This is a genomic window from Salibacterium halotolerans (assembly GCF_900115625.1).
GTDB classification, from domain to species: domain Bacteria; phylum Bacillota; class Bacilli; order Bacillales; family Marinococcaceae; genus Salibacterium; species Salibacterium halotolerans.
Genome location: NZ_FOXD01000017.1, coordinates 21,669 through 36,617, shown reverse-complemented (window position 1 = coordinate 36,617; position 14,949 = coordinate 21,669). Strand labels below are relative to the sequence as shown.

Annotated in this window: 16 protein-coding genes; all 16 read left to right on the top strand. The window is 52.8% G+C overall.

From position 1 onward, the window contains the following. Window positions 1–3: 3 nt before the first annotated feature. The 16 genes from uvrA to hisIE all read left to right on the top strand — a co-directional run bounded on the left by uvrA (window position 4) and on the right by hisIE (window position 14,948). Window positions 4–2,889: an excinuclease ABC subunit UvrA gene (gene uvrA / locus BM124_RS13685; protein ID WP_093338340.1), complete on the top strand. Its 2,886-nt coding sequence runs from the start codon at window positions 4–6 to the stop codon at window positions 2,887–2,889. A 138-nt stretch (window positions 2,890–3,027) separates the two neighbouring features. Then, window positions 3,028–4,221 carry a DUF4097 family beta strand repeat-containing protein gene (locus tag BM124_RS13680; RefSeq protein WP_093338338.1) on the top strand — a complete coding sequence of 398 codons (1,194 nt, stop codon included), beginning with the start codon at window positions 3,028–3,030 and terminating at the stop codon, window positions 4,219–4,221. A 13-nt stretch (window positions 4,222–4,234) separates the two neighbouring features. After that, window positions 4,235–4,435: a PspC domain-containing protein gene (locus tag BM124_RS13675; RefSeq protein ID WP_093338337.1), complete on the top strand. Its 201-nt coding sequence runs from the start codon at window positions 4,235–4,237 to the stop codon at window positions 4,433–4,435. Beyond that, window positions 4,435–4,797: a phage holin family protein gene (locus BM124_RS13670; protein ID WP_093338335.1), complete on the top strand. Its 363-nt coding sequence runs from the start codon at window positions 4,435–4,437 to the stop codon at window positions 4,795–4,797. The genes BM124_RS13675 and BM124_RS13670 overlap by 1 nt, the downstream gene beginning before the upstream one ends. Window positions 4,798–5,283: 486 nt before the next feature. Then, complete coding sequence (gene hprK, locus BM124_RS13665) at window positions 5,284–6,219, top strand: HPr(Ser) kinase/phosphatase (protein WP_093338333.1); 936 nt, start codon at window positions 5,284–5,286, stop codon at window positions 6,217–6,219. Between the two features lie 18 nt (window positions 6,220–6,237). After that, window positions 6,238–7,104 carry a prolipoprotein diacylglyceryl transferase gene (gene lgt / locus BM124_RS13660; RefSeq protein ID WP_093338332.1) on the top strand — a complete coding sequence of 289 codons (867 nt, stop codon included), beginning with the start codon at window positions 6,238–6,240 and terminating at the stop codon, window positions 7,102–7,104. A gap of 24 nt (window positions 7,105–7,128) precedes the next feature. Continuing rightward, window positions 7,129–7,776 carry a pyrophosphatase PpaX gene (ppaX, locus tag BM124_RS13655; RefSeq protein ID WP_093338330.1) on the top strand — a complete coding sequence of 216 codons (648 nt, stop codon included), beginning with the start codon at window positions 7,129–7,131 and terminating at the stop codon, window positions 7,774–7,776. Further along, window positions 7,773–8,258, top strand: a complete 486-nt coding sequence (locus tag BM124_RS13650; protein WP_093338329.1) for an acyltransferase — start codon at window positions 7,773–7,775, stop codon at window positions 8,256–8,258. The genes ppaX and BM124_RS13650 overlap by 4 nt, the downstream gene beginning before the upstream one ends. Before the next feature lie 234 nt (window positions 8,259–8,492). Continuing rightward, entirely contained in the window at window positions 8,493–9,677 is a 1,185-nt protein-coding gene (locus BM124_RS13645) for an ATP phosphoribosyltransferase regulatory subunit (RefSeq protein ID WP_093338327.1), read from the top strand. Next, window positions 9,674–10,312, top strand: coding sequence for an ATP phosphoribosyltransferase (gene hisG / locus BM124_RS13640; RefSeq protein WP_093338326.1), 639 nt, complete (start codon window positions 9,674–9,676; stop codon window positions 10,310–10,312). The genes BM124_RS13645 and hisG overlap by 4 nt, the downstream gene beginning before the upstream one ends. Further along, window positions 10,309–11,586: a histidinol dehydrogenase gene (gene hisD, locus BM124_RS13635; protein WP_093338324.1), complete on the top strand. Its 1,278-nt coding sequence runs from the start codon at window positions 10,309–10,311 to the stop codon at window positions 11,584–11,586. The genes hisG and hisD overlap by 4 nt, the downstream gene beginning before the upstream one ends. Beyond that, window positions 11,583–12,173, top strand: a complete 591-nt coding sequence (gene hisB, locus BM124_RS13630; RefSeq protein WP_093338323.1) for an imidazoleglycerol-phosphate dehydratase HisB — start codon at window positions 11,583–11,585, stop codon at window positions 12,171–12,173. The genes hisD and hisB overlap by 4 nt, the downstream gene beginning before the upstream one ends. Window positions 12,174–12,192: 19 nt before the next feature. Continuing rightward, window positions 12,193–12,837, top strand: a complete 645-nt coding sequence (hisH, locus tag BM124_RS13625; RefSeq protein ID WP_093338321.1) for an imidazole glycerol phosphate synthase subunit HisH — start codon at window positions 12,193–12,195, stop codon at window positions 12,835–12,837. Beyond that, window positions 12,830–13,567 (top strand): 1-(5-phosphoribosyl)-5-[(5-phosphoribosylamino)methylideneamino]imidazole-4-carboxamide isomerase, encoded by a 738-nt coding sequence (gene hisA / locus BM124_RS13620; protein ID WP_093338320.1) that lies wholly within the window; start codon window positions 12,830–12,832, stop codon window positions 13,565–13,567. Before hisH ends, hisA begins: the two co-directional genes overlap by 8 nt. After that, window positions 13,564–14,322, top strand: coding sequence for an imidazole glycerol phosphate synthase subunit HisF (gene hisF / locus BM124_RS13615; RefSeq protein ID WP_093338318.1), 759 nt, complete (start codon window positions 13,564–13,566; stop codon window positions 14,320–14,322). Before hisA ends, hisF begins: the two co-directional genes overlap by 4 nt. Further along, window positions 14,319–14,948: a bifunctional phosphoribosyl-AMP cyclohydrolase/phosphoribosyl-ATP diphosphatase HisIE gene (hisIE, locus tag BM124_RS13610; protein ID WP_093338317.1), complete on the top strand. Its 630-nt coding sequence runs from the start codon at window positions 14,319–14,321 to the stop codon at window positions 14,946–14,948. Before hisF ends, hisIE begins: the two co-directional genes overlap by 4 nt. The last annotated feature ends 1 nt before the right edge of the window (window position 14,949 follow it).

Genomic DNA, 14,949 nt, shown 5'->3' with positions numbered 1-14,949 from the left:
ACAATGCCGGTAGAAAATCTACAGATTAAAGGAGCACGGTCCCATAACCTGAAAGACATTGATGTGACGATTCCCCGCGGCAATCTCGTTGTACTGACAGGACTGTCAGGCTCGGGGAAATCCTCTCTTGCGTTTGATACGATTTACGCGGAAGGCCAGCGCCGATACGTAGAGTCTCTGTCTGCCTACGCCCGGCAGTTTCTCGGCCAGATGGAAAAGCCGGATGTGGATTCTATTGAAGGTCTCTCTCCGGCGATCTCGATCGACCAGAAAACGACGAGCCGCAACCCGCGTTCGACGGTCGGAACCGTCACCGAAATTTATGACTACCTGCGTCTGCTGTTTGCCAGAGTGGGACGCCCGGTCTGCCCGCATCACGGCGTCGAAATCTCCTCCCAGACGGTGCAGCAGATGGTGGACCGCATGATGGAACATTCGGAGCGTACAAAGATGCAGATTCTCGCCCCGGTCGTTTCCGGCCGCAAAGGCGAGCACGTTAAACTTCTCGAAGACCTGAAGCAGAAAGGTTTCGTCCGTGTGCGCGTAGACGGGGAAATGCGTGAAGTCAGTGAAGAAATCAACCTCGAAAAGAACAAAAACCATGACATTGAAGTCGTTGTAGACCGGATTGTCATAAAAGAAGGAATCGAAACACGGCTGTCCGATTCGCTCGAAACCGCTCTTGAGTTAAGCGGCGGCAAAGTAATGGCGGATGTGATTGACGGCGGGGAACTGCACTTTAATCAGCATCATGCCTGCCCCCACTGCGGATTTACGATTGGGGAACTGGAACCCCGCCTGTTCTCCTTTAACAGCCCGTTTGGAGCATGCCCGACGTGTGATGGCATCGGCAGCCGGCTGGAAGTGGATAAAGAACTCGTTATTCCCGACTGGGACCGCACGTTGAATGATCATGCTATTGCGGCGTGGGAGCCAACGAGCTCCAATTACTATCCGCAGCTGCTGGCGTCCGCCTGCCGTCATTTCGATATTGATATGGATGTGCCGGTGAGAGATCTTCCAAAAGAAAAACGTAATATTCTGCTGCATGGCAGCAATAAAGAACGCATGGTGTTCCGTTACGAAAACGACCGAGGCGGCATCACGGAACGAAATATTTACTTTGAGGGTGTTTTGAACAATATTTCACGCCGCTATTATGGGACAGCTTCGGATTTCATCCGGGATCAGATGGAGCAGTACATGGCCCGGACGGACTGCCCGACATGTCATGGGCACCGTCTCCGGGAAGAAAGCCTGGCTGTCAAAATTGCCGGTCGGCATATCGGAGAAGTAACAGACCTTTCGATTAAAGATGCGAAACAGTTTTATGAACAGCTCGAGCTGTCGGAGAAAGAGTTGACGATTGCCCGTCTTATCCTCCGCGAAATAGAGGATCGTCTCGGTTTTCTGATTAATGTGGGTATCGATTACCTGACATTGAGCCGCTCAGCCGGAACGTTATCAGGCGGGGAAGCGCAGCGAATCCGTCTGGCTACTCAGATCGGCTCGTCCCTGATGGGTGTGCTTTACATTCTGGACGAACCTTCCATCGGACTGCACCAGCGGGATAACAACCGTCTGATTCAGACGCTGGAACGGATGAGGGATCTTGGCAATACACTGATTGTCGTGGAACATGATGAAGATACGATGCTCGCGGCCGACCATCTTGTGGATATCGGCCCGGGAGCGGGCGTCCACGGAGGTTATATTGTGTCCGAAGGACCGCCGGAAAAAGTGAAAGAGGATGAAGGTTCGCTAACCGGACAGTATCTTTCCGGGAAAAAATTCATCCCACTTCCTACCGCGCGCCGTAAATCGGATAAACGGCAGGTGAAAATCAAGGGCGCCAAAGAAAACAACCTTCAAAACGTGAACGCCTCGATTCCGCTCGGTCTTCTAACCGCCGTGACAGGAGTCTCCGGATCCGGAAAAAGTACGCTCATTAATGATATACTTTATAAAACCCTGTCCCAGAAACTCCACCGCGGTAAAGAAAAACCCGGCGCGCATAAAAAAGTGGAAGGCATTGAACAGCTGGAAAAAGTGGTGGACATCAATCAGGCACCGATCGGCCGGACGCCGCGTTCCAACCCGGCCACCTACACCGGTATGTTTGACGATATCCGGGATGTGTTCGCGATGACCAGTGAAGCAAAAACCCGTGGATACAAAAAGGGAAGGTTCAGTTTTAACGTGAAAGGCGGCCGCTGCGAAGCATGCAAGGGAGACGGTATCATCAAGATTGAGATGCACTTTCTGCCGGATGTTTACGTCACGTGCGAAGAATGCGGAGGCACGCGGTACAACCGTGATACACTCGACATACGCTACAAGGGTAAAAATATCGCCGATGTTCTGGATATGACGGTGGAAGAAGCTCTCGGCTTTTTTGAAAATATCCCGAAAATCCAGCGTAAAATCCAGACGTTGTACGATGTGGGGCTTGGATATATTAAACTCGGCCAGCAGGCGACAACCCTGTCCGGCGGCGAAGCGCAGCGGGTGAAACTGGCGAGTCAGCTGCAGCGCCGCTCCACCGGCAAGTCTCTCTATATCCTCGATGAACCGACGACAGGACTTCACGTTGATGATATTGATCGTCTGATGAACGTCCTTCAGCGTCTGGTTGATAACGGAGATACTGTTATTATCATTGAGCATAACCTTGATGTGATTAAAACCGTAGACCACATTATCGATCTCGGTCCGGAAGGAGGAGACGGCGGCGGCCGTATAATTGCGACAGGTACACCGGAACAGGTCGGTGAAGACACCGGCTCTTATACCGGTTATTATCTCAAGCCGATCCTCGAGCGGGAAAACCGCCGTATGGCCGAGCGTATGGCGGCAGCCGAGCAGATCGCCGAACCGTCTTCGACCTGAGAAAACTCATGAAAGCCGCCCCGGCGGATTCTACCCGAAAAATTGAAACGGAGCCGGGACCGTCTGCGTAAAAAGAAATAAGACAGTCTGAATGGTTGCACAGGACCCTTAAATTACTTAAAAAGGAAGGGATCAATCATGGAGGAAGAACGCAAGCTGATCTTAAAAATGGTGGAAGACGGAAAAATCTCACCTGAAGATGGATCCAAACTTCTGAAGGCCGTGAACGACGGTGACGGGGAAAAGCAGACGGAGGAAAGCAATCAATCGGTTTCCGGACCGGATACAGGCGCATCCCGGAAAGAAGAAGAGAAAACAGGGCCTTCCACGGAAACCAGTCTGCCGACCCGCGTCAGCGGCCGTCAGGAAAGCCGCTCGGACTGGAATACAGATCGGGAACAGGAAAAGCAGGAAGACCACCGCTCAGGTGCAGCAACCGGTTTCTACGATTTTATCGACAGTGCTGTACGAAAAATTAAAGAACTGGATCTGGACTTTAATTTCGGTCCTTATCAGGAAGTCCATCATATTTTCCAGCATAAAAATATAGAGCAGCCGTCTCTTGATATTTCCCTGGAAAATGGATCGCTCGAGTGGAGGCCCTGGGATGAGGCGGATGTGAAGCTGGAATGTGACGTGAAAGTATATAAGAGCCGGACCCAGGAAGAGGCACGGCAGGAATTTCTGAAAGAAACGGTGTTTGAAGTGGACGACACACACCTGCGTTTCTACACGAGAACGAAAACGATGAAAGTGGATGCGGTGCTGTACGTGCCGCGCCGGACGTATGAAAGCCTGAACCTGTATACGTTTAACGGGCACTTGAGAGGGAAAGAAGTAAAAGTGAACAGTTTGTCTGCCAAAGCCGTGAACGGCAGTCTTACAATCGAGCAGCCGGACACGATGAAGTGTCACCTGGAAACGGTGAACGGCCCGGTAAAAGTGACCGGAGGCCGTATAGACGTCGGGGACGTGAAAACCATGAACGGTACCATTGAACTGAACGCAGACATCCGGGATCTGGAAGCGGAATCGGTTAACGGCACTATTGATGCGTTAATGAGAGTCAGCCAGGATGCGAGGGCCGCGCTTTCTGCCACAACCGGGAGTATTTTTGTAACAGTTCCTCCGGAAATAAGGACAGAAGGGCACCTCCGCACCAATGTGGGCAATTACAATTATTCATTAAGGGACATGGACATTCATGAGGAGAAGAAGGATTTCATTCAGAAATCACTGCGCTTTACTTCCAACACGGAAGCGTCCCCGCGTCTCCGTTTGAATGCACAGACAAAGACCGGTTCTATTTCTGTGAAACCGGAAGACAGTTGAGGAGGCAGATAGGATGAAAAAGTTAGTCCGCAGCCGATCAAACCGAAAACTGGCGGGTGTATGCGGCGGCATTGCCGATTATTTCGGTGTGGACCCAATGCTCATCCGCATCATCACCGTTGTTCTGTTTTTTGTCACATGGTTGTTCCCTATTCCGATTGCTTACCTGGTGCTCACCTTTATTCTGCCGAATGAGGGAGACACCGCAGAATAATGGGATGTCTCGTTCCGTTTCTCGTTAACATGGTGACCCTCATGGTGGTGGCCGGCTTCTTTCCGGGTTTTGAGCTGGACGGTCTCGGCGCGGCATTTACCGCCGCGCTGCTGCTCTCCATCATTAATATGCTCATCCGGCCGCTGCTTGTTATCCTGACACTGCCTATTACGGTCGTAACTCTCGGTTTTTTCGTTTTTATCATCAATGCGGCGCTGCTCATGCTGACGTCTGAATTGATGGGTGATTTATTCTCGATTTCAAGCTTCGGCATGGCGCTGCTTGCCGCAGTGCTGATTGCCCTGTTGAACGTGCTTATCAACAATTTTATTGTGGAACCGCTGCGCAGCGACCGGTCTTAAGCGGTGAGCCCCGCGATACCTGGAAAAAAAGAGCGTTTTCGATTATCTTGCGTGATAGTCGGAAACGCTCTTTTTCATCCGGCAGTCTGTCTCCACCCATTACCATGCCCAAAGGAGGAACCAGTGCCCGTGAAACACCATAAAGCGGACACTACGGCGCTGAAACGGGAGGATAGTGGTTCCTTAAGAAAGCCGAGGAACCACTAATCGTCCGCGCCGGAGTCGCAGTGTTTCTTGATATACTTTCCGAGGACACTACATACATTATTCGACCATGTAGTGTCCACTTCCTATCCTACCTTTCACCCCGCCTCCATCCCGCCAACCCGCCACAACCATCCCCTGCCTGCCACATCCTCTTTCTCAAACCTTGATTTCCAATAGACGGTGAAAACGTGCTACAATAAGAAAAGCATAAGCAGAAAAATTCTGATGATTCCAACCGGAGCAGCACTCTCCGGAAAGGAACAAGGTAGAGGGGTATGTATGCCGAAAGTAAGCGCCAATGATTTAGTCAAACAATTCAATATGGAGGTGCTCGCCGGGAACGACGGGGTATACCGCGCTATTACAACGAGTGACATTTCGCGGCCCGGAATCGAAATGGCCGGGTTTTTCACGTATTATCCCGCCAAACGGCTGCAGCTCCTTGGACGGACGGAGCTGTCTTTTTTTCAGCAGCTGAGTGAGGAAGAGAAAAAAGAACGGATGACGAACCTTTGTACATATGACACACCGGGGATTATTATTTCGCGGGGTCTGATTGCTCCGCCGGAACTGCTGGACAGCGCAGAAAATATGGGCGTTCCGGTGATGCGCTCCGATGTTACGACGACGCGTCTGAGCAGTCAGCTTACCAACTTTCTCGAAGCACGGCTGGCCAAATCGACGGCTGTCCATGGAGTGCTCGTGGATATTTACGGCATTGGTGTGCTGTTAACGGGAGCGAGCGGCGTCGGTAAAAGTGAAACCGCCCTGGATTTGGTGCGCCGCGGCCACCGTCTTGTTGCCGATGATTCGGTTGAGATTTTCCAGCAGCACGGAGATACGCTCGTCGGAAGTGCGCCGGAATTGATACGGCACCTGCTTGAAATACGGGGTCTGGGTATTATTGATGTGATGACCTTGTTTGGAGCGGGAGCGGTACGTCCGTTTAAGCGTATCGGACTGACGATCCACCTGGAACTCTGGGATGAAAACAAAGCGTACGACCGTCTCGGCCTGGAAGAAGCGACGCTTCCGATCATTGACACAGAAATACCGAAGTATACGATTCCTGTCCGCCCCGGACGTAACCTTGCTGTTATCGTCGAAGTGGCGGCGATGAATTTCCGTCTGAAGCGGATGGGCATTAACACGGCAAAGCAGTTTTCCGACCGTTTAACCGATGTTATTGAAGAGGGGAACCGGGAGGATTTTTAAGGATAGGAGAGAAGACAGATGATATATACAGCACTACCTATTGATCGTGTCGCGTTTCAAATCGGGTCCTGGCCGGTTTACTGGTACGGTATTCTAATCGGACTGGGCGCCCTTCTCGGATTTTTACTTGCAAACCGGGAATCCAAAAAACGCGGCCTGCCTAAAGATATTTTTGCGGATCTTCTTATTTTTGCTATACCGATTTCGATTTTGTGCGCCAGGCTTTATTATGTGATTTTCCGCTGGGGATATTATGCGGACAATCCAGGCGAAATACTGGCGGTGTGGGAAGGCGGCCTTGCCATTCACGGCGGGCTGATCGGCGCTGTCCTTACCGCTGTTGTATTTACAAGAATGCGGGGCGTATCGTTCTGGAAAATGGCAGACATTGCCGCGCCGAGTATTATTCTCGGACAGGCTGTCGGCCGCTGGGGAAACTTCGTGAACCAGGAAGCGCATGGCGGCCCGGTTTCACGTGCTTTTCTTGAAAACCTGCAGCTCCCCAATTTTATCATCGAGCAGATGTTCATAGACGGCACGTATTATCACCCGACCTTTCTGTATGAATCCGTCTGGAACGTGCTCGGGCTCATTCTTCTGCTCCTGCTCCGCCGCGTCAACCTGAAACGGGGCGAACTGTTCCTGAGTTACGTGATCTGGTATTCCGCCGGCCGTTTCTTTATCGAAGCGATGAGGACAGACAGCTTGATGATCGGCGATAACCTCATGGCCGCCCAGGTCATTTCGGTGGTACTGATTATCGGTTCGGCTCTGCTGTGGGCGTACCGTAGAAAGACCGGTCTTGCCTCCGCCCGTTATCTGGATGAAGATGGAAGCGGAGTGCCCAAACAAAAAACCAAATCTTCATCCAAAAAGAAAAAATAAAGACGGACCGCAAGGAGGCAGCTTATGACGATAAATACCATTTTGTTTGATTTTGATGGTACGCTTGTGAACACCAACCCACTCATTATCGCTTCGTTTGAACATGTGCTGGAGTCTTATTATCCCGGCCGGTATTCGCGGGAGGATATTATCGGGTTTATCGGGACGCCTCTTCCCGATAATTTCCGCTCGATTGATCCCGATCAGGCGGATGGGATGATCCGGATGTATCAGCAATTCACACTCGATCACCACGATGAGCTGCTGGAAGAGTACGAAGGAGTCACCGAAACGATACAGACGCTGCATGAGCAGGGGTTCCATCTCGCTGTGGTGACGACCAAGCGCAGGGAAACCGCCCTGCTTGGGCTGGAAACATCGGGTCTCGCTCCTTACTTCCCAACCGTTATTACGCTGGCCGATGTAAAACGGGCAAAGCCTGATCCGGAGCCGCTGCAGCGGGCGATGGAGCCTTTCGGATCCGGACCGGATGAAACGATGATGGTGGGGGACAGCCAGTATGACATCCTCGCCGGAAAAAACGCAGGGGTGACGACGGCTGGTGTCGCCTGGACGATTAAAGGGGAAGCGCACCTGCAGTCTTTCGAACCGGACATTATGCTGCAGACGATGCCCGGCATCCTTGGGTATGTGGGAGTGAAAGAGACATGAGGCGCACGGAGCGGTACCCGGTGGAATCCTCCAACTCCCTCTGGCAGATGTACAAAACGGTATCGTTCTGGAAGGTCGTCAAAAATTTCATCGTCATTCAGACTGCCCGCCTGACCCCTTTTCTGCCGCTGAAAAACTGGATGTACCGAACCTTTCTGCGCATGCAGGTTGGAGAAAAAACGGCATTTGCCTTAATGATGATGCCGGATGTCATGTATCCAGAAAAAATATCCATAGGAAAAAACAGCGTGATAGGATACAATACAACGATTCTCGCTCATGAATACCTGATCACCGAATACCGGCTCGGTGCTGTGGAAATCGGTGATCACGTCATGATAGGAGCCAATTCCACCATTCTGCCGGGAGTGCGGATTGGTGACGAGGCGGTGGTAGCGGCGGGCTCAGTCGTCCATAAAGACGTGGAAGCCGGGAGCGTCGTCGGCGGAAACCCGCTTCAGATCCTTCACACGTCCAGATAGCCCTTTTACCGGCGCACCCGACTGCGCCGGAAAAGGGCTTTTTTAATAGCATATTTTCCGGATTGACGGCGCTTCGGCATGGGTGTAAACTACATGATATACACTTTATCTCTCTATTACATTAGCAGACTAAAGTAAAAATTTTTTCTATTCCTGCAAGATACAGAGGGTCTTTCCCGTCCTTTTGCATACATATAACGAACCAATTCCCCCGACTCGAAAGGAGTGTCTGTTTTGACGCAGCCATTTATGTTTGAAAAACCACTGGGCATGCGGGACACACTGCCGGCTTATTACCAGACAAAACGCAGTGTTGCGGACCGCCTGGAATCTGAAATTGGAAGCTGGGGATATCTCCCTATCGAAACACCTGCTCTGGAGTATTACGATACGGTAGGCCGCGCATCGGCCATTTTGGATCAGCAGCTGTTCAAACTGCTGGATCAGCAGGGGCATACCCTTGTACTGCGCCCTGATATGACCGCGCCTATCGCAAGAGTGGCGGCATCGAGCCTGAAAGAGCAGTCTTTTCCTATCCGTCTGTCGTACCATACCAATGTTTTTCGCGCGCAGCAGCGCGAGGGCGGCCGGCCTGCGGAATTTGAGCAGATGGGTGTGGAGCTTGTTGGCGACAGCACGGCGAGTGCTGACGGCGAAGTCATCGCGTTAATGGCGGCCGCCCTGAAAGAAGCAGGACTTGAAGACTTCCAGGTGGCGGTCGGCCATATCGGCTATGTCAACGCGCTGCTGTTTGATGTGCTCGGAGACGAAGAACCGGTGGACAACCTGCGTCGCTTTTTATATGAAAAGAATCACGTTGGATTTGGACAGCACGTAAAATCGCTCGGCCTTCCAAAAGAAGAGGAAAACCGTCTGCTCGGACTGCTTCAGCTGCGGGGCGGCGCAGAGAAGCTCGATGAAGCGGACGCGCTCGTCCACAACGGGGAAGCCGGCAGGGCGCTTGAGAACCTCCGGCAGATCCGCGAAGTGCTGGAGTGCTACGGCGTAGAGCAGCACGTTACTTTTGATTTCAACCTGGTGCTCCACATGAGTTATTACACCGGTGTCGTTTTTGAAGGATATGGAAGCCGGCTCGGTTTTCCGCTTGCGGGAGGCGGCCGGTACGATGAGCTGCTGGGTAAGTTTGAACGCCCGGGACGCGCCACCGGATTCGGTATCCGCCTCGACCTTCTCGTCGAAGCGCTCGGTCTTACCGGCGAAAAACCCGCTCAGACCTGCATTTTATTCAGTCGTGAACAGAGAAGCGAAGCGGTGGAAGAAGCACGGCGGCAGCGCGGACTCGGAAAACGGGTCGTTCTCCAGGATAAAGCCGGCGTGGAGAACGTGGAGCAGCTGCAGAGCAGTTTCAGCGAATGGATTGATCTGAACAAAGCGGCGAAGGAGGACGAAGGCAGATGACAGAACCTTTGAAAATAGCGATGCCTAAGGGCCGGATCTTTGAAGAAGCGGTTGAACTTCTCCGCCGGGCCGGTTTTTCCCTGCCTCCGGAATTTGATGATTCGAGAAAATTGATTGTGGATGCTCCGGAAGCGGATATGCGTTTTATCCTGGCTAAACCGATGGACGTGCCGACCTACGTTGAACACGGGGTGGCCGATATCGGAGTAGCCGGGAAGGATACGATGCTCGAAGAAGAACGGGACGTGCATGAAGTGCTTGATCTTGGCATCAGCCCCTGCTACATGGCGGTGGCGGGGCTTCCCGGGTTTGAGAAAACAGATGTCAATCCGAAAGTAGCGTCCAAGTACCCGAATCTTGCTGCCCGTTATTTCAAGGAACAGGGGGAACAGGTGGAGATTATTAAGTTGAACGGATCAATTGAACTTGCGCCGCTTGTCGGTCTCGCCGACCGGATTGTTGATATTGTCTCAAGCGGCAGGACGCTGAAGGAAAACGGCCTGGTGGAGCTCGAGACGATTGTATCCATCACGTCGCGGCTGATTGTGAATCCCGTCAGCTACCGCCTGAAAGACAGCCGAATTGATGAGATAGCGGCGCGGCTTGCGGAAGTGATAGAGGAGGACGTGCGATGAACATCGTGGAACTCGGCCCTGAGGTAAGTCTGGAACGAAATCTGGAACAAAGCACGGAAAAGGAAAGAGAAACCGTTGGAGCGATTGTGGCAAAAATCCGGGAAAAAGGGGACGACGGCCTTCGTGAATTGACGGAATTATACGACGGAGCCCGGCTGGATTCTTTTTTTGTCACGCCGCAGGAAATGGAAGAGGCGTACCGGGATTTTTCCGACAAGTCTCTTAAGGCCCTGCGCCGGGCGATGGCCAACATTCGTTCTTTTCATGAAAAACAGATCAGACAGTCCTGGATAACAACCCAGGAAGATGGAACGATGCTCGGTCAGAAAATCACACCGCTCGACCGGGCGGGGGTGTATGTCCCCGGAGGCAAGGCTGCCTATCCATCAACGATTATGATGAATGTTATCCCGGCCCAGACCGCCGGCGTGGAAGACATTGTAATGACGTCGCCGCCGGATGCAGACGGAAAACTGACTCCCGGAGTGCTTGTGACAGCCGCGGAACTCGGTGTCAGCCGGATCTTGAAAGCAGGCGGCGCCCAGGCGGTGGCGGCTCTTGCCTACGGAACCGAAACCGTTCCACGCGTGGATAAAATCACCGGTCCCGGCAACATTTTTGTGGCCCTCGCAAAACGCGAGGTATTCGGGCAGGTGGACATTGATATGATCGCCGGCCCCAGTGAAATTGTCGTGCTGGCTGATGAAACAACGTCCCCGGATCTGGCAGCAGCGGACCTGATTTCCCAGGCCGAGCACGATGAAATGTCGTCGGCCGTGCTCGTTACGACGTCCCGCTATGTCGCGGAGCAGACAAAAGCTGAAGTCGATAAACAGCTGGAAACCCTTCCGAAAAAGGACATCGCCGCTGCATCGCTCTGTCATCACGGAGCTATTTACCTTGCCGATTCCATGACACAGGCGGTGGAGGCGGTGAATCAGCTTGCCGGAGAGCATCTCGAACTGCTCGTGGAAGATCCGCATGCCCTTCTCGGCCGTATCCGGCACGCGGGAGCTATTTTTCTCGGCCCGTACAGCTCGGAACCTGTCGGTGATTACATGGCGGGCCCCAACCATGTTCTCCCGACAAACGGCACCGCCCGCTTTTCGAGTCCGCTCAGCGTGGATGATTTCACGAAAAAATCGAGTATTATTTCCTACAGCCGCACCGCTCTTGAAGATCATGCCGGTGATATTGCACAAATTGCCCGTCTGGAAGGGCTGGAAGGTCATGCGCGCGCCGTGGAGCGCCGCGGGAAAGGAGAGAACGGATGACATCACGCAGCAGTTCCATCGAAAGAAAAACGAAGGAAACAGATATCCGCCTGAACATGGACCTGGATGGCGAAGGAAATGGTTCCATCTCGACCGGTGTTCCATTTTTGACTCATATGCTTGATCTATTCACGAAACACGGCCACTTCGATGTGACGATTGACGCAAACGGCGACACAGACGTTGATGATCATCACACGACCGAGGATATCGGCATCTGTCTCGGGCATGTTTTTCAGGAAGCGCTGGGGGACAAAAAAGGAATCCGGCGCTACGGGCAGGCACTGGTGCCGATGGATGACGCGCTCGCCCAGGTGGTCGTCGATCTAAGCAACCGCCCGCACCTGGAGTACCGTGCGCATCTCCCGGCTGCCTCGATTGGTACATTTGACACGGAGCTCGTGCATGAATTTCTTTGGAAATTTGCGGTGGAAGCAAGAATTAATCTGCATGTCATCGTCCATTACGGCCACAACACCCACCATATTGTCGAAGCCGTGTTCAAGGCGCTTGGACGTGCGCTTGATGAAGCGGTGCAGATGGATGACCGGGTAAAAGGAGTTCCCTCGACAAAAGGAATGTTGTAAGGAAGGAAGTGGGAAGGACATGATCGGAGTTATTGATTACGGGATGGGAAACCTCCACAGTGTCAGCAAAGCACTGGAACGGCTGAACGTTCCGTACTTTCTGTCGGAAGATCCGGATCGTCTGGCAGAAGCGGACGGACTGATCCTGCCGGGTGTCGGATCGTTTCACGATGCGATGAACCTGCTGCAAGAAAAAGGCCAGGAAGATTTCATCAAAAAATGGGCCGCCGACGGCAGACCACTGCTTGGCATATGCCTTGGCATGCAGCTTCTGTTCGACGGCAGTGAAGAAAACAAACATACCGAAGGACTTGGTTTTCTTCCCGGTTATGCGAAGCATTTTCCCGGTGTCACCGAAGACGGCACAGCGTACAAAGTGCCGCATATGGGCTGGAACAAGCTCTCATTCAAACAACCGCAGCATGATCTGTTGAAGGGTGTAGTAGAAGGCCACGTCTACTTTGTCCATTCTTACGTGATTCAAACCGAAGACGAAGACGTACTGATCGCGGACAGCGATTATTATGAAACGGTTCCGGCGGTTGTGGGCCGCGGGCGTGTCCTCGGCACCCAATTCCACCCGGAAAAAAGCAGCACTATCGGCATGAAGATTCTTGAAAACTTCGGCACGATTGTCGCGGAAGGGAGAAATACCTATGAGTAAGTTCGATCTCTATCCGGCCATTGATATACGCGGCGGCAGATGCGTACGCCTGCTTCAGGGAGATTACGAGAAAGAAACGGTATACGGAGATTCTCCCTCAGCGATGGCGGAACATTTCCAGGAGGCTGGCGCTTCCTGGATTCATATGGTCGACCTGGACGGCGCCAGAGACAAACAGCGTGTGAATCACGAACATATTGTGGAAGCCGCCCGGACGCTTGATGTCAACATACAGGCAGGCGGCGGGATTCGGACCGAAAACGATGTATCCTATTACCTGAATCACGGTGTGGACCGCGTCATTCTCGGAAGTGTGGCTCTTCAGAATCCCGATTTTGCCAAAGAGATGCTGGCGCGCTACGGCAGCCGGATTGCGATCGGTCTGGATGCACGGGACGGCCGCATCGCGGTCAACGGCTGGCTCGAAACCTCCGATGTGACAACGGCGGCCCTTGGCAGAAAAATGGTAGAATACGGCGCAGAGACGTTTATTTTCACCGATATCTCCAAAGACGGTATGATGGAAGGACCGAACGTCGAGGCCACCGCGGAACTGGCCCGGGAGACGGGAGCAGAAGTCATTGCTTCCGGCGGGGTGAGCCGGCTCGAAGATGTGAAAGAACTGGCCGCACGCCGAGGCGACGGCATTGCCGGCGCAATTACCGGAAAAGCCGTATACACCGGTAGGCTGAACCTGGAAGAAGCACTGCAGGAGGTGAACTGGTCGTGATTACAAAACGAATTATCCCGTGTCTGGATGTGAAAGAAGGACGTGTCGTGAAAGGGGTGCAGTTTGTCGGTCTCCGCGACGCCGGCGATCCGGTGGAACTATCTTCCTTTTATGATGAGCAGGGAGCGGATGAACTTGTATTTCTCGATATCTCCGCGTCCCATGAAGGCCGCAAAACAATGGTGGATGTGGTCCGGGAAACCGCTGGTACGCTCGCTATACCTTTTACGGTCGGAGGCGGCATTAACACGCTTGATGACATGCGCACGATTCTGCGGGCCGGCGCCGATAAAGTATCGCTCAACACCGCAGCGGTAAAACGTCCGGAACTGATCAGTGAAGGGGCGGACTATTTTGGGTCTCAGTGCATAGTGACAGCCATTGATGCCAAATTCGATGAAGAGCTTGATTCCTGGCGGATCTATACCCACGGCGGACGTACCCCGACGGAGTGGGAGGTGACGGAATGGGCCCGCGAAGTTGTCAGGCGTGGATCCGGAGAAATTCTGCTTACGAGCATGGATCAGGACGGGGCCAAAGATGGATTTGACCTGTCCCTCACCGAAACTGTCAACAACGCTGTATCCGTCCCGGTTATTGCCTCCGGCGGCGCCGGCGTGAAAGAACACTTCAGCCGGGTATTTTCTGAAACCAATGCCGACGCAGCTTTGGCGGCTTCCATTTTTCATTACAAAGAAACGTCCGTCGAAGAAGTGAAAAAGCATTTACGCGAGGAAGGAGTGCGGGTGCGATGAACATAGACGAACTTCAATTTGATGATAACGGTCTGATTCCCGCTGTCGTCCAGGATGCGGTCAGCCGCGAAGTACTGACCCTTGCCTACATGAATAAAGAATCGCTGCAAACGACTATCGAGACAAAAGAAACATGGTTTTACAGCCGCTCCAAAGACCGGCTTTGGCACAAAGGAGAGAGTTCCGGGCATACCCAGCAGGTCACCGATATCCGGTACGATTGCGATCAGGATGCTCTCGTTATCGAAGTCATTCCGAACGGACCGGCCTGTCATACCGGCTCCTACAGCTGTTTTACAGACTCCCTTCTGAAGGATACAGCCGCTCCGGCGGACGGAAACCGGTTTGAGATTTTGAATACACTGGAGCAGACGATCGCCAAACGCTCGGCCGAAATGCCGGAAGGTGCCTATACGACGTACCTGTTCACCGAAGGCGTGGACAAAATCCTGAAAAAAGTCGGCGAAGAATCAAGCGAAGTGCTGATCGCCGCCAAAAACCGGGATCCCGAAGAGCTCAGCATGGAAAGCGCCGATCTTTTGTATCACCTGTTTGTCCTGCTCCGCGAACAGCGTCTTCCATTTAACGACGTACTGCGCGTACTGAACGAACGCCATGGGAAATAAT